The organism is Rhodococcus sp. 15-649-2-2 (genome assembly GCF_002258645.1).
Taxonomy (GTDB): Bacteria; Actinomycetota; Actinomycetes; order Mycobacteriales; family Mycobacteriaceae; genus Rhodococcoides.
Window position 1 is genome coordinate 142,355 of record NZ_NPFM01000016.1, and the last position, 20,933, is coordinate 163,287.

General features: G+C 62.0%; 18 protein-coding genes. 9 read left to right on the forward strand and 9 right to left on the reverse strand.

What is annotated here, in order from left to right; all coding sequences use genetic code 11:
• Positions 1–73 precede the first annotated feature (73 nt).
• On the forward strand, positions 74–1,267 hold the full coding sequence (locus CH305_RS08355) for an N-acetylmuramoyl-L-alanine amidase (RefSeq protein WP_032378747.1): 1,194 nt from the start codon (positions 74–76) through the stop codon (positions 1,265–1,267).
• A 32-nt stretch (positions 1,268–1,299) separates the two neighbouring features.
• On the opposite strand, the gene CH305_RS08360 is transcribed toward CH305_RS08355, so the two are convergent.
• The 9 genes from CH305_RS08360 to rpmH all read right to left on the reverse strand — a co-directional run bounded on the left by CH305_RS08360 (position 1,300) and on the right by rpmH (position 9,642).
• Positions 1,300–1,980: a hypothetical protein gene (locus CH305_RS08360; protein ID WP_032401674.1), complete on the reverse strand. Its 681-nt coding sequence runs from the start codon at positions 1,978–1,980 to the stop codon at positions 1,300–1,302.
• A gap of 235 nt (positions 1,981–2,215) precedes the next feature.
• The gene (locus CH305_RS08365) at positions 2,216–3,292 is read right to left on the reverse strand and encodes a ParB/RepB/Spo0J family partition protein (protein WP_037152122.1); all 1,077 of its coding nucleotides are present in this window, start codon (positions 3,290–3,292) and stop codon (positions 2,216–2,218) included.
• 4 nt (positions 3,293–3,296) lie between these two features.
• A complete protein-coding gene (locus CH305_RS08370) occupies positions 3,297–4,307 on the reverse strand; it encodes a ParA family protein (protein WP_032378750.1) in 1,011 nt (336 codons plus the stop codon).
• Between the two features lie 82 nt (positions 4,308–4,389).
• Positions 4,390–5,067, reverse strand: a complete 678-nt coding sequence (gene rsmG / locus CH305_RS08375; protein WP_094703368.1) for a 16S rRNA (guanine(527)-N(7))-methyltransferase RsmG — start codon at positions 5,065–5,067, stop codon at positions 4,390–4,392.
• Positions 5,068–6,959: 1,892 nt separating this feature from the next.
• Complete coding sequence (locus CH305_RS08390; protein ID WP_373454545.1) at positions 6,960–7,478, reverse strand: protein jag; 519 nt, start codon at positions 7,476–7,478, stop codon at positions 6,960–6,962.
• A 190-nt stretch (positions 7,479–7,668) separates the two neighbouring features.
• Positions 7,669–8,757 (reverse strand): membrane protein insertase YidC, encoded by a 1,089-nt coding sequence (gene yidC / locus CH305_RS08395; protein ID WP_094703371.1) that lies wholly within the window; start codon positions 8,755–8,757, stop codon positions 7,669–7,671.
• Between the two features lie 4 nt (positions 8,758–8,761).
• On the reverse strand, positions 8,762–9,091 hold the full coding sequence (yidD, locus tag CH305_RS08400; RefSeq protein WP_032401667.1) for a membrane protein insertion efficiency factor YidD: 330 nt from the start codon (positions 9,089–9,091) through the stop codon (positions 8,762–8,764).
• A complete protein-coding gene (gene rnpA, locus CH305_RS08405; protein ID WP_094703372.1) occupies positions 9,088–9,468 on the reverse strand; it encodes a ribonuclease P protein component in 381 nt (126 codons plus the stop codon). Before rnpA ends, yidD begins: the two co-directional genes overlap by 4 nt.
• Positions 9,469–9,498: 30 nt before the next feature.
• The gene (gene rpmH, locus CH305_RS08410; RefSeq protein WP_026347786.1) at positions 9,499–9,642 is read right to left on the reverse strand and encodes a 50S ribosomal protein L34; all 144 of its coding nucleotides are present in this window, start codon (positions 9,640–9,642) and stop codon (positions 9,499–9,501) included.
• 653 nt (positions 9,643–10,295) lie between these two features.
• Here rpmH and dnaA point away from each other — a divergent pair.
• The 8 genes from dnaA (at position 10,296) to gyrB (ending at position 20,911) form a co-directional block, all read left to right on the forward strand.
• The gene (gene dnaA, locus CH305_RS08415) at positions 10,296–11,828 is read left to right on the forward strand and encodes a chromosomal replication initiator protein DnaA (RefSeq protein ID WP_032402041.1); all 1,533 of its coding nucleotides are present in this window, start codon (positions 10,296–10,298) and stop codon (positions 11,826–11,828) included.
• A gap of 584 nt (positions 11,829–12,412) precedes the next feature.
• A complete protein-coding gene (dnaN, locus tag CH305_RS08420) occupies positions 12,413–13,597 on the forward strand; it encodes a DNA polymerase III subunit beta (RefSeq protein ID WP_032378757.1) in 1,185 nt (394 codons plus the stop codon).
• Positions 13,598–13,662: 65 nt separating this feature from the next.
• Entirely contained in the window at positions 13,663–14,586 is a 924-nt protein-coding gene (gene gnd, locus CH305_RS08425) for a phosphogluconate dehydrogenase (NAD(+)-dependent, decarboxylating) (protein ID WP_032401664.1), read from the forward strand.
• A complete protein-coding gene (gene recF, locus CH305_RS08430; RefSeq protein WP_094703373.1) occupies positions 14,587–15,837 on the forward strand; it encodes a DNA replication/repair protein RecF in 1,251 nt (416 codons plus the stop codon).
• A complete protein-coding gene (locus CH305_RS08435) occupies positions 15,834–16,397 on the forward strand; it encodes a DUF721 family protein (RefSeq protein WP_032378760.1) in 564 nt (187 codons plus the stop codon). Before recF ends, CH305_RS08435 begins: the two co-directional genes overlap by 4 nt.
• A 167-nt stretch (positions 16,398–16,564) precedes the next feature.
• Positions 16,565–17,482 carry a metal-dependent hydrolase gene (locus CH305_RS08440; protein WP_094703374.1) on the forward strand — a complete coding sequence of 306 codons (918 nt, stop codon included), beginning with the start codon at positions 16,565–16,567 and terminating at the stop codon, positions 17,480–17,482.
• A 32-nt stretch (positions 17,483–17,514) separates the two neighbouring features.
• Entirely contained in the window at positions 17,515–18,612 is a 1,098-nt protein-coding gene (locus tag CH305_RS08445; RefSeq protein ID WP_373454546.1) for a 2Fe-2S iron-sulfur cluster-binding protein, read from the forward strand.
• Between the two features lie 256 nt (positions 18,613–18,868).
• Positions 18,869–20,911: a DNA topoisomerase (ATP-hydrolyzing) subunit B gene (gyrB, locus tag CH305_RS08450; protein ID WP_094703376.1), complete on the forward strand. Its 2,043-nt coding sequence runs from the start codon at positions 18,869–18,871 to the stop codon at positions 20,909–20,911.
• The last annotated feature ends 22 nt before the right edge of the window (positions 20,912–20,933 follow it).

Consider the following 20,933-nt stretch of genomic DNA (forward strand, 5'->3'; position numbering starts at 1 on the left):
CCGATGCCCAGCGTCGGCACATCAGCCGCATCGGGATGCGGTGTAGTCAGAACGATCTGGAGGCGTTTCGAGGATGCAGGAACTCAGTCACGGCGATTCCGGACCCGCCGTCGCCGAGGTCCGCGGCACCCTGTCGGCTCTCGGCTTCCTCCATGAGGCCGTGGTTCCGCCCGGTCCCATGGACGACGGTCACTGGACAGCTCCCGGTTCCGTCTTCGACGGCGCCCTCGGTGGGGCCGTACGCGCATTTCAGCAGCACCGTGGTCTGTTGGTCGACGGTGTCGTCGGCCCGGCCACGTATCGCGCGTTGAAAGAAGCGTCGTACCATCTCGGCGCACGAACCCTCATCTACCAGTTGTCCGCTCCGCTGTACGGAGACGACGTTGCCTCACTGCAGACGCGACTGCAGGACCTCGGTTTCTACAACGAACGCGTCGACGGCTTCTTCGGCCCTCGCACCCACGAGGGCTTGTCCTCGTTCCAGCGTGAAATCGGACTTTCACCGGATGGCATCTGTGGACCGGCAACGTTGCGTTCGCTCGATCTCCTGGGAACGCGTGTCACCGGTGGATCACCGCATGCCATGAGCGAAGAAGAGCTCGTCCGAAAGTCGGGACCACAGCTGACCGGCAAGCGCATCGTCATCGATCCCGACCTCGGCGGTGCCGATACCGGACGCATCGTCGACGGAGCACTGGGTCGAGTCTCCGAATCGGAAATTCTGTGGGACCTGGCCAGTCGCCTCGAAGGCCGAATGGCTGCGACCGGAATGGATACGTTCCTCTCCCGCGCCCGTGGCACCAATCCCTCTGTGGCCGATCGCGCCGAGACGGCCAATGCCTGGGGCGCCGATCTGATGATCTCTCTCCGGTGTGCCTCGAGCACCAGCCCGGTGGCCAACGGCGTCGCCAGTTTCCACTTCGGCAATTCGCACGGTTCGACGTCCATGATCGGTCAGGTGCTCACCAGCTACGTGCAGCGCGAAATTGTCGCTCGTACACCGCTTCTCGATTGCCGCAGCCACGGCCGAACGTGGGATCTGTTGCGCCTGACCAACATGCCGACCATTCAGATCGACGTCGGATACCTCACCAACGAATCCGACGTCGAGGTGCTCAGCGACCCGCGGTTCCGCGACATCATCGCCGAGGCAATTCTGATCGCCGTGAAACGGCTGTACCTACTGGGTCAGGACGATCAGCCGACCGGAACCTTCACGTTCGCCGAATTGCTCGCCGAGGAACTCGCCGCCGCCGATCGTCCCTGATCTCCCAGTCGCCCTGATCTCCAGGTCGAGAATCAGCGGGCGCCGACGGTCGACTTCTGTTCGATGTCGACGACGGAGATGCTCGCTGCAATGAGCAACTGTTCCAGCGCAGATTCGACGTCCTGCTTCCATCCGTGATCCCGGTCCAGCTCGAGTCGTAGTCTGGGGAATCTGTGGTGAGGTGCAATCACTTCGAAGCCGACCTTCTCGAGAAAGTCGGCTTCGATCATGCACGTCGACGCCGAACATGTCAGATGTGCCGTCGCATTCGGAACCACCGGCGCTGCGTCGTCGGCGTTGTGCCGAATGCCGAATGCCTCCAGGGCGCGAACACCTCGATTGACGAGATCTCCCACCACAGCCTGAATCAGCGTGGCCGAGTGCAGATCGGCATCATCCGGAGAATCGATTCGTAGTTGCGTCAGCAGAACCGCGTCGTGACTGACGGGCGACGTCGGAAACGTACTCGCCCGCGGAACGGCCCGGGGTGGGCAATAGAGTGCGCAGCCGATCGTCTTGCCGTCGACGGACAACAGCTGCCCACATGATCCCCACTCGAGCATGATGGTCGACAACCACACTTCGTTCTCGAACTCGAGGTCGACCGACGAATCCTCCGATGCCGGATCGAGCACCCAGAAGCTACAGCGCCGCGAATGCGACGGCAGATGCTCGAACGAACCGAGAGTCACTCCGGTCACCATCGCCGACACCGCTTACCTCAGCCTTCGTGCATTCGTTCCAACGGGAAAATTCTGTCTCGGAGCCGATCCGTACCTCGACAAGAATAGGCGATCCGATCGTCGACCCTCTCGCGCGGACCGTTTCCCTGAAATATGTTGCATGACAATGTTTTTCGACATCAATCGCGACTTTCGAGACCGTAGATTATGGAGCTACGTCACAGTGACGTTTCGCCCGCGTACGTCTGGTCCTGAAAAAACGCCGCTACTTTTTCTTCTGCGCTTCCATCATCTCGACGATCCTTTCGAGGTCGTCCACCGACCCGAACTCGACCACAATCTTGCCTTTTCGCTTGCCCAAACTGACCGTCACCCGCGTATCGAATGAATCGGAGAGCCTGTCGGCGACGTCCTGAAGCCCGGGCATCTGAATCGGCTTACGTCGAGGTGCCGGTTCCGGGCTCGTTCCATCCTCCCGATTGGCCAGGGTGACGGCTTCCTCGGTCGCGCGGACGGACAGTCCTTCGGCAACGATCCGCGCAGCCAACGACTCCTGTGCATCGGAACCTGCGTCCAACGACAGCAGCGCACGAGCGTGCCCGGCCGACAGAACCCCCGCCGCCACTCGACGTTGGACCGGAATCGGTAGCTTCAACAGTCGAATCATGTTGGTCACGACCGGACGTGAACGCCCGATTTTTGCGGCCAATTCCTCGTGGGTCACATCGAATTCTTCGAGCAGTTGCTGATACGCCGCCGCCTCTTCGAGCGGATTGAGCTGTACCCGATGGATGTTTTCGAGCAACGCGTCGCGCAGCATTGCGTCGTCTGCCGTCTCGCGCACGATCGCGGGGATCGTCTCGAGGCCGGCTTCCTGGCTCGCACGCCACCGACGCTCGCCCATGACGAGCTGATACTTTGCGTCTCCGGCGGCAGCGGTACCCGAAACCAGCCGAACCACGATGGGCTGCATGAGCCCGAATTCGCGGATCGAGTGCACCAATTCGCCGAGAGATTCATCGTCGAAGACGTGTCTCGGCTGCTTCGGATTGGCTTCGATTCGATCCGGTGCAATCTCGCGATACACGGCGCCGACGGGGGAGAGGTCGTCTCCGTTGAGCACTGGTGGAGTCGGGGTGGGAGCCGTCGCGGTTTCCGTTGCGTCGTCGGCCGACGGCGCGCGCTTCGGCTTCGTGGACGTATCCGGCTTGTCCTTGGCATTGCGATCCGCCCCGATGATCACGTCTGCGGCTGCGCTGCCGAGGCGCGGCCCGGCATCCGGACCCGTGGGAATGAGCGAGGCCAGGCCTCGGCCGAGGCCACCTTTACGCGTTTGGCTCATCTACTTACTTCTTTCGTGCTTCGTCGATGCCGGCCGACCGCGCGGCGAGTTCTCGTCCGGCGTCCAGGTAACTCATCGCACCTCGTGAACCGGGGTCGTAATCGAGCACCGTCATGCCGTAACCGGGTGCCTCGGATACCTTCACGCTCCGAGGAATGACGGCCCTCAGGACGGCGTCCCCGAAGTGCTTGCGGACCTCTTCCGCGACCTGGTCCGCCAACTTCGTACGGCCGTCGTACATCGTCAGGATCACCGTGGAAACGTGGAGTTCGGGGTTCAGATGCGACTGCACCAGCTCGATATTGCGCAGGAGTTGTCCCACTCCTTCGAGTGCGTAGTACTCGCATTGGATCGGAATGAGTACCTCGGTCGCTGCAACGAGCGCGTTGACCGTCAGCAGGCCGAGTGACGGAGGGCAGTCGATCAGGATGAAGTCCGCATCGATTCCGCCGAGCTCCTCGACCGACAAGGCTGTCTTCAGTCGGCCCTCACGGGCAACCATCGACACCAGCTCGATCTCTGCTCCAGCAAGATCAATCGTGGCCGGAATGCAGAACAGTCGCTCGCTGTGCGGGCTCTGCTGCACCGCATCCTTGGCGCTGACTTCACCGATGAGCACCTCGTAGCTCGACGGCACACCGGAGTGGTGCTCGACGCCCAGAGCGGTGCTGGCGTTGCCCTGGGGGTCGAGATCGACCACCAGGACCGTCAGGCCCTGAAGGGCGAGCGCGGCAGCCAGGTTCACGGCGGTGGTGGTCTTGCCGACGCCGCCCTTCTGATTGGCGATCGTCAGCATGCGCCGCTTCGCCGGCTTCGGGAGCGACACCGATCCCGGGTGCAGAACCTGACTGGCTCGATGTGCCGCGGCGCCGATCGGAGTGTCGTCGGGCGAGATCGCGTTGGTGTACTCGAAGTCGGAGCTCTTCTTCACCGCCGGTGCCGACTCGGACGAGTTGGACGCGTTCTTCTTGGATGCTGTTTCACGTGAAACAGCGGAATCGGACCCACCCGACATATGTGCTCCTTAGTGCGGAACTGACTGTGTTCAATACGATCGATAAGGACGAGCGCGGGACTGACGAGTCCGCAACCGAAGGTCAGTGACGACCCGGTCTCCGAGGCTGACGGACCGCTCTGACGACGATGGTTGGAGTAGACAGCAGGCCCACTCCACACTCCACTACCTCCAGCTTGCCAGCACCCATCCGTGTGAGGGAAGCCCGGTCTCGCTCGATCTCTTCACCGGCGCTCGATCCCTTCAGAGCCAGCATCCGACCGTGATCGTGAACAAGAGGAAGCGACCACTTGGCCAGCTTCTCCAACGGGGCCACTGCCCGTGACGTCACCACATCGGCGCCGCCCGCCTCCTTCTTCACTCCGGGCTGTTCAGCGCGCCCGCGTACAACCAGGACGTTCAGATCGTGTTCTTCGATGAACTCTGCGAGGTACACGGTGCGGCGAAGAAGCGGCTCCACAAGAGTGACCCGTAGGTCCGGCCTCGCGATTGCCAACGGGATTCCGGGGAGTCCCGCGCCGCTGCCGATGTCCACGACGGTCTCGCCTTCGTCTATGAGTTCGCCGATCGCCGCGCAGTTGAGGATGTGGCGTTCCCAGAGTCGTGGAACCTCGCGAGGTCCGATGAGCCCGCGCTCGACGCCCGCAGTCGCCAACGAGTCGTGATATCGCCGGGCCAATTCGATTCGGTCCCCAAATACCTGCTCCGCGATTGCCATCAACTGGGTGCTATCCGAGCGTTCTTGTTCCACGTGAAACATCTTCCCGTGCTCGGGCGCGGAACGCCAAACGACATCGCTGTAAGTACGCGAAACTGCCCACTGATTCGGATATCGCTCTCCTCGGCGGTCTATCCGATACTTCTGAAGCCGGGCGGCGCCATCCCGATATTTGTCCAGACCACGTACGGTTCCTGATCTCGCGGGTGGCGTCCGCCGAACTGCTTCCCTGACGATCCGAATCCCATCGGCTCCTAGTTTTCGACGACGCCGAGTGGGGCGAACCCCGGACGAGTCGCCCGAGCGAGAGCCACACGGCTCGATCACCCGTCGCGAGGGTTGTCCAGTGTTGGCGGCGCTGCCAGATGTTTCACGTGAAACTACTTCCCGCCCGACGAACGCGGGGCTCTGCTGTGGCAGCTTCCGACCGATCACTACAGAAGCTCGCCAGAACCGAGCGGATCCGCTCTGGCGGGATCGCGGTCTACGCACCGACGAATACGCACCTTCGTCGCGTCGAGCAATCCGGCATGGTGCCTGAGGTTCCGACCAAGTCGAGAAGTCGGCCGATTCTCGGTTATCTCGATGGATCACCGACGACGATGTTCCACGTGAAACTGCTTCCCATTCGACGCGCCTGAGACGCTGCTGTTGCAGCCTTCCCTCGATTGCCGAGGCCTCTCGGTCGAGGCGAGCGGATCCAGTCCGATGGGGACGATGTCGACAAGCCGACACACACTTCACGTTCGACACTTCGAGTGCCATCGTGCGAACACCTCAGATCCGATCAGCTCGAGGGGCCCGGCTGTATTCAGAATCGTTAGGATCGGTGGCCACGATCTCTCACGTGGAGCTGACCGATCACACCATCCCCGGATCGCACCCCGCGCGAATGGGTGACACGTGCGGTCGCGTCTCGGATTCGGGGCGTGAGGCCGACGGTGAACATCGTTGCGTTCAAATCCCCGCAGGGACCGATCATCGACCTGTCGAGCGAGCCGGGGGAGCGGTTCGCCACCGGCTCCACCTGATAGCCAACCGCGCGCGGCCGCTCGCACTTCGATGGGCCCGACGCAATGCGTCCGTGAGGGGCAGAGGCGGCACCGGTCAGGGGAACCTCGGCACAGCAACAACGAGGATTACAGAGCAGGCCACGCTGACGGTCTGCACACTCGAAAGTCTGGTCGTTCACCCCGCCGAGTGCCGCGCACACGATTCCGCGGTATCCGAGAACCCCGCAAGCCGGAATTCACTGTTTCTTCGGATAGGTCTCTCCACCATCCCTTGACCGATGGTGGGGCAACAGATCGCGGCAACTGTCCGTTCATCGCTGATCCCGCCGCACCATGTCCCCGGTCAAATTCGCGGGTCCCAATTCTTATCCGACGCGAGTCTGGAGATGCCGGTCCGGCGATACCTGGAAAGCCCGGCGTCATGACTCGAACACCAGATGCCGCGAACCGCTTCATGACCGACCCGAGCGACAGTCGAGAAGTTCGATTCTCAACAGCCCTACACAGAAGCCCGGTTTCACGTGAAACATCAAATGTCGCTCGTGACCGTCCCAGGCGCGTACTTCCCCCTCAGCAAGCCTCGAATTCTGAGCGCTGCGGAACCGCGCCTCTTCCCGAGTGCCTGAAGACTTCCGGCCGTTGTTTCACGTGAAACCACGACACTCGACTCGCATCAACCGCTAACAACCGAGCCCGCGTAAACGCGTCACAGTGACGAAAGCGTCGCGCATACCTGGATCGAAATATTTCGACGAAAAGTTCGACCACAAACCATTCTCGAACCGTGTTGCGCGTTTGAATTACACAGATGACATTCGAGCAGAGCCTGGACACCGATGTTCACATACGACGATGGCCCCCACCGAAGTGAGGGCCATCAGATCGTGCAACCCGAACAGGTTGTCGGGAGGTGGAGCCTTGCTATCCCTTGACGACAACTACCCGCCGAGACGGCTCGACTCCTGTGCTCTCGCTGGCAACGCCGTCGATCTTGGCGACTGCATCGTGCACGATCTTGCGCTCGAACGGAGTCATCGGAGTCAGCTCTTCTCGCTCACCCGATTCCAACACGCGCCGCGCGGCTTCGGCACCGAGATTGCCCAGTTCGGTACGACGCTTCGCCCGCCACCCGGCAACGTCGAGCATCAGCTTGCTGCGCTCTCCGGTCGACTGCTGAACGGCCAACCGGGTCAGTTCCTGAAGAGCGTCGAGAACCTCACCCTTACGGCCTACGAGCTTGGCGAGATCGTCCCCACCGTCGATGCTGACGATGGCCCGGTCGCCCTCGACGTCCAGGTCGATGTCTCCGTCGAAGTCGAGAACGTCGAGAAGCTGTTCGAGGTAGTCGCCGGCAATTTCGCCTTCCTCGACCAAGTAGTCCTCGTCGTCATCATCATCGTCATCGTCAGGCGCGGCCTTCGCGGCCTTGTCTTCGACCACCTCGGAGGCGGCGGATTCCTCGATCACGGACTTCTCGTCCGCATCCGCGTCGACCGCGCTGAGCTGATCGGCCTCGACCATCACGTCATTCACTCCATCCCCGGATACCGCACCGACTGGCTTCTGTACTTCGTCGTTCTGAGCTTCTTCTACGTCCGCTGCCATGTTCGTCCTTCTCTCGACGTGTCGGTCAGCGCCGCTTGCGCTTGGTCGACTTGTTCCGGTTCGCCTGCGGTCTGGGCCTGACCGGAGTTGCCGCACCGTTGGCCGAACCCGAGGTGTCACTGCTGTCGGTCGTCGCATCGTCGTCTACCGGCGTCATCTTCGACAGCTTGGGCCGCGCACCCGGCTTCGGCTTGGTCACCGATACCGGCTTGACGCCCGGCTTCGGCGCATTCTCGGAACGCTTCTCCACGGCAGCGACAGCCTTGGCAGCTTCTTCTTTGTCGATCTTTCCGAATACCAGGTGCTGCTGTGCGTACGTCCAGGTGTTGTTGCTGACCCAGTACAGCAGGATCGCGATCGGTAGCAAGGCACCGAAGACCAACACGCCCAACGGGAACACGTACAGCGCAAGCTTGTTCATAATCGCGGACTGCGGATTCGCAGCTGCTGCAGCGCTCTGACGCGCCACCGATGCACGCGAGTTCATGTGGGTCATGATCGCCGCGATGATCATCAGCGGAATCGACACCGCCGCGATGACGAACGTCGACGGAATGGAGGCACCCGGTCCGACGGCGAACGCGTTGAGCTGCTCCTGCGGCATGGTGATCCATGCCGAAATCGGGGCTCCGAACAGTCGAGCATCGAGGAACGACTGCACATCGGCCACGCTGAACGCATAGTTCGAGAGTTCGCGGTTCTCTTCCGGGCTCAGGCCGAGCTGACCGACACCGGTGCCGGTGCGGTTGAACGAACGAAGCACGTGAAACAGTCCGATGAACACCGGTGCCTGTGCCAGCACGGGTAGACAGCCCATCAGCGGGTTGAAGCCGTGTTCCTTCTGCAGTTTCTGCATCTCGACGGCCATTTTTTGTTTGTCTTTGCCGTACTTCTTCTGCAGAGCCTTGATCTGCGGCTGTAGCTCCTGCATCTGCCGCGTCGTGCGAACCTGCTTGACGAAAGGCTTGTACAGAATCAAGCGCAGGGTGAAGACCAGGAAGACGACGGACAGTGCCCAGGCGAATCCATTGCTGGGATCCTGGAACACAAAGCCGAACACCTTGTGCCACACCCAGAGAATCCAGGCAACCGGATAGTAAATGAAGTCGAGCACGGCTCTATGTACTCCTCTGTTCTTCCACTCGCACGAGATCGTGGTGTTCTTCGGTTTCGGTCATCTCGGTGACGCTCGCGCGCCACTTACCGGGTTCAGGCACCGGGTTCCATCCTCCAGAGTGCCAGGGAGCACATTTGAGGAGGCGGACGACTGCCAGCAACGAGCCCTTCATCATCCCGTGCACCTCGAGCGCCTCGATGGCGTACTCACTGCAGGTGGGGGAGAAGCGACAGGTAGGGGGTCTCATCGGGGACACATAGGTTCGGTACAACCCGATGAAATACATGAGAGTTCGAGCAGGAATGGAACGAAGGTTGCCCATGAATGTCATGACGGCGGACCCTTCGGAGCTTCGAGAAGACCGAGCTTCTTCAATCCTGAACGCAGTTGAACCAGTAGATCTGCCGAGGACGCTGTCGCGGTCCCCGGCAATGCGCGGATGACCACGTCGGTGGTCTCGGGGAGCTCACCGACCACGTCGGTACAGATATGCCGAAGCCGGCGCGCAACTCGATGACGAGTTACGGCCGGCCCGACTGCCTTACTGACGATCAATCCGAATCGTGGTCCCCGAACGGTCGATGCGATGTCCTGCTCGTCCCGCACAACGGCGTGAACGACCAGATCAGATCTACCCATTCGGCGTCCTCGACGCACCGCTACGGAAAAATCACGTGCTCGGTGCAGTCGATTCGGCTCAGGAAGCATCCCGAGCTCCAAGGTCCGGACGAACGAGTATCAGGCTGTGAGTTCTTTACGGCCCTTGCCGCGACGTGCGGAAACGATTGCACGACCCGCACGGGTACGCATACGAAGACGGAAGCCATGAACGCGCGCGCGGCGGCGATTGTTCGGCTGGAACGTCCGCTTGCCCTTGGCCACGGTCAACACTCCTCGAGATTCGAAGACGCCGATCTGTCGGCGTCTGCTGTAAAGGTTCCAGCGAGTTCGGATGAAGTCGCTTGCCTCCCGAGCGAGAAATCCGAGTGAAGACAGACTGTGAGCAGCCAGCAAGCATCGGCCACCTCGCTATTGGGTGACTGTTCGAGAGTACTGATCGAGTCACCGGTGGTCAAACTCGCTCCGGACCGATCGGCTCGGCAGTTCATGCACAGGCACCGGAGGATTCGGCGACCGAGGGTGTGATGTGCCTCGACATCGCTCGCCGATGACCGATCGAGCCGACGCGGTTCGTCCGATCGTACGACAGACAACGACCATCGATGCAGGTCAGACTCGTGTGTGCGTGATACCACGAGCCGGGAGGAGCTCTGGGGTCACATCGGTGTCGTTTATCCACACCTGTGGATAATTGTGTGGAAACACAGATCAGGTGGCATATTCGTACCTTGCGGGGTCCACCCACGGACCCTGGTCTCAGCCGCGGCGACGCACGATCGACGACGCTATCCGACGCCGACGTCGCGCGGGCAGGAAACGACGCACGAATTTCGACGCGTCGTACCCGTACGAGACCAATGCTCGGCGGTCCAACCACCGCCGAGACACCGATGCTCGACAACGGAGGGATCGACGTGAACGACGATCCGGATGCGCTCGCGCGTATCTGGCCCGAGGTGGTCGCGGAGCTCACTTCCGACCGTCACAGTGGGTCTCCCCTCACCAAGGGCCAGAAGGCCTGGCTCGCGCTGGTCAAACCGCTCACTCTGACGCAGGGGTTCGCCCTGCTGGCCGTTCCCTCGACCTTCGCTCAGGAAGCCATCGAGCGAGACCTTCGAGAGCCGATCCTGGGAGCACTGGGCCGACATCTCGGCCAGGGTGTCGAGGGGCTCGGGGTACGCATCTCCGCTCCAGAGGACGAGAAGATCGACTCCGAGCGGTCGGCCTACCCCGACGCCGTCAGCTCGCCCACCTACCGGCGCCGCGTCCTGACCAGCAGAGACGACGAACCTTCCGACTCCGAGACTGCCGATTACGAAGAGGTGGACGACGAGCGCGAAGCGCTCGCGAGCGTGCAGAACTCGTGGCCGACGTACTTCACCAAACCCCCTGAATCGTCGCCCCCGTCGTCGGGCGCGAACAGCCTGAACTCGAAGTACACCTTCGACACGTTCGTCATCGGCGCCTCCAATCGGTTCGCTCACGCAGCTGCCGTGGCCATCGCCGAAGCACCTGCCCGCGCCTACAATCCGCTGTTCGTATGGGGTGCGTCCGGATTGGGCAAGACTCATCTCCTGCACGCGGCCGGTCACTATGCGCAGCGACTGTTCCCTGGAATGCGGGTCAAGTACGTCTCCACCGAAGAATTCACGAACGACTTCATCAACAGTCTTCGTGACGACCGCAAAGTGGCGTTCAAACGCCGCTACCGCGAGACGGATGTGCTGCTCGTCGACGACATCCAGTTCATCGAGGGCAAGGAAGGCATCCAGGAGGAGTTCTTCCACACCTTCAACACACTGCACAACGCCAACAAACAGATCGTCGTCTCGTCCGATCGGCCCCCGAAGCAGCTGGCCACCCTGGAAGAGCGGCTCCGTACCCGCTTCGAGTGGGGCCTGATCACCGATGTCCAGCCGCCCGAGCTCGAGACGCGCATCGCCATTCTGAGCAAGAAGGCTCGGATGGACCGCCTCGACGTGCCACACGACGTACTCGAACTGATCGCCAGCCGCATCGAACGAAATATCCGTGAGCTCGAAGGCGCCCTCATTCGTGTGACGGCATTCGCATCGCTCAACGGACAAGCGCTCGACCTCACACTGGCGGAGGTGGTGCTGCGCGATCTCATTCCCGATTCGTCGAGTCTCGAGATCAATGCAGCAACGATCATGGCTGTCACGGCGGAGTACTTCAACACCTCCATCGAGGACCTGTGCGGCCCGGGTAAGGCCCGAGCGCTGGCGATGGCCAGGCAGATCGCCATGTATCTCTGCCGCGAGCTCACCGACTTGTCGCTGCCCAAGATCGGCCAGACGTTCGGACGAGATCACACGACGGTCATGTACGCGGACAAGAAGATTCGCAAGGAGATGACCGAGCGCCGGAAGGTGTACGACCAGGTCCAAGAGCTCACTGCACGGATCAAGCAACGCTCGAAGCGGTAGCCCACCGGGCACAGACGAACGCAGAAGACGGCACCGAATCCCATCGCGGGTTCGGTGCCGTCGCCGTTTCTCCTCCATGATCGGCGCCGATTCTCGACTCGATGTCGATCTGTTTTTCGGGCGTCGACCATTGATTCACACCTGTGGATAACCATGTGGACAACATCGAAGTTCTGGGGATGGAGTGTGGGCGCCTGTGCACCGATGGGATTCGTCCACAGGCAGCCGCGCGTCAATCGCATATTGGTCCCGAATTCATCCCCACGACACCACGCGAGGCGACCAGCAGATCCAACCGTCCGTGCACAGATTGCACAGGACCTATTAATACTTCTGTTTTCTCCTTGAAAGAACTTCTTTGAAAACAGGTGTTGGGGAACGATCCGTTCACAGGCCCGAAGAGACCACCCGAATCCCACGTACGGCTCGAACCTCGAGCTTTCGTCTCGGGTTCGGAGGGCATACGGTGTGCTTGCGCTGGATGTGCCACACTCGTCGTTGCATCGGTTCGAGCCGCAACCTTCGTGGTTGCACCGCTCCGGCCGTGAGGACGAACGCCACCGAACGAGAGGAAATGCCGAGCGATGGAGCTTGGAAGTTTGAAGTTTCGCGTTGCTCGTGAAGATTTTTCCGATTCCGTGGCGTGGGTGGCCCGTAGCCTCCCGTCACGGCCGCCCGTTCCCGTTCTCGGTGGAGTTCTTCTTGCCGCCGATGAGCAGGGTCTGACGGTCTCCGGATTCGACTACGAGGTCTCCGCTCAGGTCAAAGTCTCTGCCGAGGTAGCCACGGCAGGCCGAGTTCTGGTGTCGGGCAAGCTACTTGCCGACATCACCAAGTCGCTGCCGAACAAGCCGGTCGACGTCACGGTCGATGGAACCCGCGTTCTGGTCAACTGCGGAAGCGCCAAGTTCTCCCTGCCGACGATGCCGGTGGAGGACTACCCGCAGCTCCCCGAGTTGCCCAGCAACACCGGTTCGCTGGCCGGTGATGTCTTCTCCGAGGCAATTGCCCAGGTCGCCATCGCGGCGGGCAAGGACGACACGCTTCCCATGCTCACCGGTATCCGCGTGGAGATCGACGGCACCAACGTCGTTCTCGCTGCCACCGACCGTTTCCGGTTGGCGGTTCGTGAGGTGGAGTGGGCTCCCGCCGGGGCCGACACCACCACCGCGGTGCTCATCCCGGCCAAGACCTTGTCCGAGTCGGCGAAGACTCTGGGCGGTAACTCCGGCTCGCCGGTCGAACTGGCTCTCGGCTCCGGTTCGTCCATCGGCAGCGACGGTTTGTTGGGCATCGTCAGCGACGGGCGCCGCACCACCACGCGCTTGCTCGATGCCGAATTCCCGAAGTTCCGTCAGTTGCTGCCGGCCGAGCACACTGCGGTGGCCACTCTCGAGATCGCATCGCTGGTCGAGGCGATCAAGCGTGTGGCTCTGGTGGCCGAGCGCGGCGCGCAGGTCCGCCTGGAATTCAACGCCGACGGTGTACTGCTGTCCGCAGGTGGCGACGATGCCGGTCGCGCCGAGGAAGCTCTGCCTGCCGACTTCCAGGGCGAAGCGCTGACCATTGCCTTCAACCCGGGATACCTCATCGACGGGTTGTCCTCGCTGCACAGCGAGAAGGTGACGTTCGGGTTCACGACGCCGAGCCGGCCTGCAGTGTTGCGTCCGACGTCGGACGAAGAACTGGTGGCGGACGACGCAGGTAAGTTCGCGGCGCCGAAATCCGAATACACGTATCTGCTGATGCCCGTCAGGCTGCCGGGCTGATCCTGCCTGGTTACTGTTGGACCCGCGGGAACCTTCGCACCTGACACAGACAAGGACGCGTCATCATGCAGCTCGGCTTGGTCGGTCTCGGAAAAATGGGCTTCAACATGCGCGAGAGGTTGCGCGAGCATGGTCACGAGGTCATCGGCTACGACCCCCGACCGGAGGTGACGGACACCCCGTCGTTGGCCGGTCTGGCTCAGGCGTTGACGGCACCGAGGGTGGTGTGGGTGATGGTTCCATCCGGCCAGATCACCCGCGATACGATCACGGGCCTGGCTGAGGTTCTCGAGCCGGGCGATCTGGTGATCGACGGTGGAAACTCACGATTCACCGATGACAAGCCCAATGCAGAGTTGTTGGACGCCAAAGGAATCGGCTACGTCGATGCCGGTGTATCCGGTGGTGTGTGGGGCTTGAAGAACGGCTACGGGTTGATGGTCGGCGGTCAGGACGAGCACGTCGCCCATGCGATGCCGATCTTCGACGCCTTGCGTCCGGAAGGCGAACGCGCCGACGGATTCGTTCACGCCGGCCCGGTCGGCGCAGGCCACTACTCGAAGATGGTGCACAACGGCATCGAATACGGATTGATGCAGGCATACGCCGAGGGCTACGAGATCCTCGAAGCGGAAGAGCTCGTGCAGGACGTGCAAGGTGTGCTGCGGGCGTGGAGCAAGGGCACGGTCGTGCGTTCCTGGTTGCTCGATCTGTTGGTCGAAGCACTCGGTCAGGATCCGGAATTCAGTGCGATCTCCGGATACACCGAGGACTCCGGTGAGGGTCGTTGGACCGTCGAGGAAGCTATTCGCCACGCCGTACCCGCTCCGGTGATCTCTGCCGCGCTGTTCGCGAGATTCGCTTCGCGACAAGAGGATTCGCCGGCAATGAAGGCCGTCTCGGCTTTGCGCAACCAATTCGGTGGGCACGCGGTCAAGAAGGCAGATGCCGACGAGACCCTGCGCGCACCGGCCCCGAAACACGAGTAAGTGTTCGTCCGGTCTCTGCAGCTACACGACTTCCGATCCTGGGACGACGTCACCGTCGACCTGGGACCGGGCTCGACCGTGTTCGTGGGACCGAACGGGCACGGCAAGACCAACCTGCTCGAGTCGCTCAACTATCTGTCGACGTTGTCCTCGCATCGCGTGTCGACGGACGCTCCGATGATTCGGGCGGGTGCTCCCAAGGCGTTCCTGGGCAGCGCCGTGGTCAATCACGGTCGTGAGCTGATCATCGATGTGGAGCTGCTCGAGGGCAAGGCCAACAAGGCTCGGATGAACCGCTCGCCGTTGCGACGACCGCGGGAGATTCTGGGCGTGTTGCAAAGTGTGTTGTTCGCTCCCGAAGATCTGTCGCTCGTGCGTGGCGATCCCGGCGAGCGTCGACGGTATCTGGACGAACTGCTCACCAGCCGAATTCCTCGAATGGCCACTGTCCGTGCCGATTACGACAAGGTTCTGCGTCAGCGCTCGGCACTGCTCAAGACGGCCAGCGGGTCGTTGCGTCGAGGATCGTCGTCGAGCGACGGTGCGAGTGCTCTGGCCACCCTCGATGTGTGGGACGGGCATCTCGCGGCGCACGGAGCTCGATTGCTCGCTGCCAGAATAGGTTTGGTACACGAGCTGATGCCGTTCGTGCAGCAGGCCTACGGGTCCATCGCGCCCGAATCGCGACCCGCGACACTGTCCTATCGCTGCAGCCTTGCCGAAGCATTGCCGCCGGAATTCTCCGACGCCGGCCGAGCCCCGTTACCGGACGACGTCGATGTGCTGGAAGCTGCTTTCCTGCACCAACTCTCGGTGATGAGACAGCGAGAAATCGAACGAGGAGTATGTCTGGTGGGTCCACATCGGGACGATGTGGAGTTGATGCTCGGTGATCAGCCCACCAAAGGTTTTGCCAGCCATGGTGAATCGTGGTCGTATGCTCTGTCGTTGCGGCTGGGGTCCTTCGGCCTGTTGCGCGAGGACGGCACGGATCCCGTGCTGATGCTCGACGACGTGTTCGCCGAACTCGACCGAAAGAGGCGTGCTGCGCTCGCGACGGTGGCGGCCGGTGCCGAGCAGGTGTTGATCACGGCCGCGGTACCGGAGGACGTACCACCCCAGCTCGATGCCCGTCGCTACGGCGTCGAAGCACAACAGAGCTCGGAATCCGGTGCAGCAGGGCGTATCTCGCGTATCACGGATCTGTCGGTCACCGTCGACGCCGCACGCGAGGAGAGTGAGGTTCGATGAACGACGACGAAGGCGCATCCGCAGACAAGGGCGAGACGCCGGAGTTGAAGGGCGTCGATCTCGCGCGCCGTGCACTCGAGGACGCTCGCGCCGCGGCCAAGGCCAGTGGCAAGTCGGTGGGGCAAGGGCGGTCGTCTCCGACGGGTGGCGTCCGTGCGCTGCGGGGGCGTCGGCGACGGGGTTGGTCGGGAGCCGGGCCCGACGACCGAGATCCGCAGGCATTCGGTGCCCTCGCCAATTCGATCGCGTCCAAGCGTGGATGGTCGGCCAAGGTGTCCGAAGGTGCAGTGTTGGGGCGGTGGGCCAGCGTCGTCGGTGAGGACATCTCGGCGCACGCCGATCCCACCGGGCTCAAGGACGGAGTGCTCAGTATCTCCGCCGAGTCGACGGCATGGGCGACACAACTGAGGCTGATGCAGTCGCAGATTCTGGCGAAGATCGCCGCGGCGGTGGGCCACGGTGTGGTGACCTCACTTCGGATAACCGGGCCGACCACGCAGAGCTGGCGAAAAGGTGAACGTCACGTCCGCGGTCGGGGTCCGCGAGACACCTACGGATAGTGATTGTTCCCAAAGTCGGGTTGTCGTAGTGCCTGGTCCACGTGATCCTCAACAGATGTTGGGGGCACTGTTGCTGTGACACTGTCGGTGTGCGTAGCGTGATTCGGAACACGCGACGGTCGGGGGACCGAATACTGTTACACGCGGCCATCGGACGAGGAGAAGTTGTGTCTGCACCTACGAAGAAGGCGTCGACAACGGCGGTCGACGTCGATGGGACCCCCGAAGACAGAGTGGTTCTGCACGCTCGGAACGTCGAATTCGATTGGGAATCTCTGCCGCTGCACTATATGGACGGCAATCCGCTGGCCACGCACCTGATCAACGTGATGCACCTGCTTCTGCCCGAGGGCGAGGAGTGGTTCGTGCGCACGTTCAAGGAGGCGTTGCCGCTGATTCACGACGATCAGTTGCGGGACGACGTGATCGGCTTCATCGGCCAGGAAGCCATGCACGCACAGGCCCACACCGATGTCCACGACCAGCTTCGTGCACACGGCATCGATGTCGATCCATATGTGGATCAGATGAAGTTCCTGTTCGGCCGTGCTCTCGGTAATCGTTCGGGCCACGGACAGAACAGTCTGGTCGAGCGGCTCGCCCTGATCGCTGCAGCCGAGCACCTGACCGCGTTCCTCGGCGACTGGGTTCTCAATGCGAAGGAGCTCGACGCCGCCGACGTCCACCCGGTGATGCTGGACCTGCTGCGTTGGCACGGTGCCGAGGAAGTCGAACATCGTTCGGTGGCATACGAAGTTATGCGCTACTTCGACGTCAGGCCGGCACGGCGGATTCGTACCTACGTCGTCATTGCACCCACCCTCGTCTGGTTCTGGACGCGCGGCGTTCGCTACCTGATGAGCCAGGATCCGACGTTGGCGCATCTGTCGCCGAAGCAGCGCACGCCGTCGTTCCGCGAGTTCCGACGAGTGGCCAAGGCTGGTCTGTTTCCTACCCCGATGTCCATGGTCAAGGCGTCGTTGCGGTACTTCAAGAGCACCTATCATCCGTCCCAGGAAGGCTCGACGGCTCAAGCCGTGCAGTATCTCGCCACCTCCCCGGCGGCGCGGTCCGCTGATCGATGACCAGACGCACGTTGCGGAGCAAGCTCGGCGCAATGGCTCAGAAGGTCGACTTGTTTCGAGTAGGTCGTACGATTCCTCGGAATCTGTACGGGCGTGACGAGCCGGATCAGACGGTGTCTCTGGTCACCGACGCGCTCGACAAGTGGTTCGCCCTACTCGACAACGAGAAGTACGACGATTCGTTCGCGGCACCTCCGGTAGCGCGCACCCGAGAACTGACGCTGGTCTCCCGGGAGGTGCTCTGCGTCGACGAGCAGGTGGTGCTGTTGACCTTTGCCGCGGCCGACGGGTCTGCTCTGCCGGCGTGGGCGCCGGGGATGCACCTGGATTTCTACCTTCCGTCCGGTCGTCGACGTCAGTACTCACTGTGCGGTCTGCCGAGCGAGAACACGTACTCGATCGCAGTGCGGCTGGTGCCCGACGGCGGCGGTGGATCTCCGGAAATGCATGCTCTGACGGTAGGCACGCACGTGTCGATTCGGGGACCGCGCAACGGATTTCCGTTCGTCCCGTCCGAACATGCTGTGTTCGTGGCGGGCGGAATCGGTATCACCGCGATCATCTCGATGGTGCGCAGAGCTCGTGATCTCGGGATGGACTGGCACTTCGTCTACTGCGGTCGCTCGCGTGAGTCGATGCCGTTCCTGGACGAGATCGCCGGCTGGGATCCGGCACGGGTCACCGTCCGCACCGACGACGTGGAGGGCATGCCGTCGAGCATGGATCTGCTCGGATCGACGGCGCCCGGCGGATCGGTCTACGTATGTGGTCCGCCGCCCATGATCGATCTGGTTCGCGCGTCGTTCGATGCCCTGCCGGCCACACATCTGCACTTCGAGCGCTTCTCGCCGCCGCCGGTGAAGAACGGTACGGAATTCGAGGTGCAGCTCGTCGACTCGGGACAGATTCTGTCTGTCGGTGCGGAAGAGACTGCGCTGCATGCGATTCGACGGGTTCGGCCCGATATCGCGTACTCGTGCCAGCAGGGGTTCTGCGGTACCTGTCGGGTGCGAGTACTCAACGGAACACCGCAACACCGAGAGAATCGCCTCACGTCCGAGGAGCAGAAGAACGAGATGTTGATCTGTGTGTCGCGTTCGGACGGACAGCGGATCGTTCTCGATCTGTAGCCGAATCGCCGGTTTTACCCTTCATCTTTGCCGTCCGGTATCGAAAAAATGCGTCTGTGAAGCAATCAGGGGCCTTTTAGGGGTGTCATCGTGCCCATGCTGTCGCAGCCAACCAGTACTATGGACCGGTACGACATCAAGCCCGGAACAAACGCATGGAACGCGCACGGTCGAAAGACCGTGCCGACCCTCTGCGGTAGCACCTGGTACAGGTGTGAGCGGGGTAGTGGACGCGTAGAAGGAGAACCAGCTAACCGTGGCTGCCCAGAAGTCAGGTAACAGTGAGAACAGCAAGGATTACGGCGCGTCTTCCATCACGGTCCTCGAGGGCCTGGAAGCAGTTCGTAAGAGGCCCGGTATGTACATCGGTTCCACCGGTGAACGAGGCCTGCACCACCTGATCTGGGAGGTCGTCGACAACTCCGTCGACGAGGCCATGGCCGGTTATGCCTCCACCGTCGACGTCACCATCCACGAAGACGGCAGCGTCGAGGTCAAGGACGACGGCCGCGGTATCCCCGTCGCCATGCACTCCTCCGGTGTTCCCACCGTCGAGGTCGTCATGACCCAGCTCCACGCCGGCGGCAAGTTCGACTCCGACTCCTACGCCGTCTCCGGCGGACTGCACGGCGTCGGTATCTCCGTCGTCAACGCCTTGTCCACCAAGGTCGAATTGCAGATCGCGCGTGACGGGCACCGCTACAAGCAGACCTACGACTACGCAAAGCCCGGCCCTCTTGAGACTGTCGGCGACACCAGCGAGACCGGCACCACGGTTCGCTTCTGGGCCGATGGCAAGATCTTCGAGACCCTGGACTACAGCTTCGAGACCGTGCACCGTCGCCTGCAGGAGATGGCGTTCCTGAACAAGGGACTGACCATCAACTTCACCGACGAGCGTGTCGCAGCGACCGACGCGACCGAGGAAGAGCTCGGTGAGACCGCCGAGGCGCCCAAAACTGCAGAGGAAGAGCAGGCCGACGCGGTCAACGCGAAGCCGGCCAAGGTGCGCAAGCGGACGTACCACTACCCGGACGGCCTGGTCGACTTCGTCAAACACATCAACCGCACCAAGACTGCGATCCACAATTCTGTCGTCGGCTTCACCGGCAAGGGTGAGGGCCACGAGGTCGAGATCGCGATGCAGTGGAACGCCGGTTACTCCGAATCGGTGCACACCTTCGCCAACACGATCAACACGCACGAGGGCGGCACCCACGAAGAGGGCTTCCGTACCGCTCTGACGTCGACGGTGAACAAGTACGCGATCGAGAAGAAGCTCGTCAAGGAGAAGGACGTCAAGCTCACCGGCGACGACATCCGTGAGGGCTTGGCTGCCGTCATCTCGGTGCGGGTCGGCGAGCCGCAGTTCGAGGGACAGACCAAGACCAAGCTCGGTAACACCGAGATTCGCTCGTTCGTGCAGAAGGCCTGCAACGAGCATCTCTCGCACTGGTTCGAGTCCAACCCCGCCGACGCCAAGACCATCATCAACAAGGCCGTCTCGTCCGCACAGGCGCGGATGGCTGCCCGCAAGGCACGAGAGTTGGTGCGGCGCAAGAGCGCAACCGACATCGGCGGCCTGCCGGGCAAGCTGGCCGACTGCCGTTCCAACGATCCGAGCAAGTCCGAGATCTACATCGTGGAGGGCGACTCCGCAGGCGGCTCGGCAAAATCGGGCCGCGACTCGATGTTCCAGGCGATCCTGCCGTTGCGCGGAAAGATCATCAACGTCGAGAAGGCTCGCATCGACCGCGTCCTCAAGAACAACGAAGTCCAGTCGATCATCACCGCGTTCGGCACCGGCATCCACGACGAGTTCGACATCACCAAGCTGCGCTATCACAAGATCGTGCTGATGGCCGACGCCGACGTCGACGGCCAGCACATCTCGACGCTGTTGATGACGCTGCTCTTCCGGTTCATGCGTCCGCTGATCGAAAACGGTCACGTGTATCTCGCAATGCCGCCGCTGTACAAGCTCAAGTGGAGCCGCGGAGAGCCCGATTTCGCGTACTCCGATCGCGAGCGCGACGGACTGCTCGAAGCCGGTATCGCCAACAAGCGCAAGATCAACGTCGAAGACGGCGTCCAGCGGTACAAAGGCCTCGGCGAGATGAACGCCAAGGAACTGTGGGAAACGACCATGGACCCGGCAGTGCGAGTGCTGCGTCTGGTCACCCTCGACGACGCCGCTGCCGCAGACGAACTGTTCAGCGTGCTGATGGGCGAGGACGTGTCCGCACGCCGAAGCTTCATCGCCCGCAACGCGAAAGATGTTCGCTTTCTTGACGTTTAGTCACTTCCTTTCACGCGCCGAC

Coding starts and splice junctions, on each gene's coding strand:
- gnd (WP_032401664.1), top strand. CDS start 13,663: ATGCAGCTCGGCTTGGTCGGTCTCGGAAAAATGGGCTTCAACATGCGC.
- CH305_RS08355 (WP_032378747.1), top strand. CDS start 74: ATGCAGGAACTCAGTCACGGCGATTCCGGACCCGCCGTCGCCGAGGTC.
- CH305_RS08435 (WP_032378760.1), top strand. CDS start 15,834: ATGAACGACGACGAAGGCGCATCCGCAGACAAGGGCGAGACGCCGGAG.
- dnaN (WP_032378757.1), top strand. CDS start 12,413: ATGGAGCTTGGAAGTTTGAAGTTTCGCGTTGCTCGTGAAGATTTTTCC.
- CH305_RS08370 (WP_032378750.1), bottom strand. CDS start 4,307: ATGTCGGGTGGGTCCGATTCCGCTGTTTCACGTGAAACAGCATCCAAG.
- CH305_RS08445 (WP_373454546.1), top strand. CDS start 17,515: ATGGCTCAGAAGGTCGACTTGTTTCGAGTAGGTCGTACGATTCCTCGG.
- rsmG (WP_094703368.1), bottom strand. CDS start 5,067: ATGTTTCACGTGGAACAAGAACGCTCGGATAGCACCCAGTTGATGGCA.
- CH305_RS08365 (WP_037152122.1), bottom strand. CDS start 3,292: ATGAGCCAAACGCGTAAAGGTGGCCTCGGCCGAGGCCTGGCCTCGCTC.
- rnpA (WP_094703372.1), bottom strand. CDS start 9,468: ATGCTTCCTGAGCCGAATCGACTGCACCGAGCACGTGATTTTTCCGTA.
- yidD (WP_032401667.1), bottom strand. CDS start 9,091: ATGACATTCATGGGCAACCTTCGTTCCATTCCTGCTCGAACTCTCATG.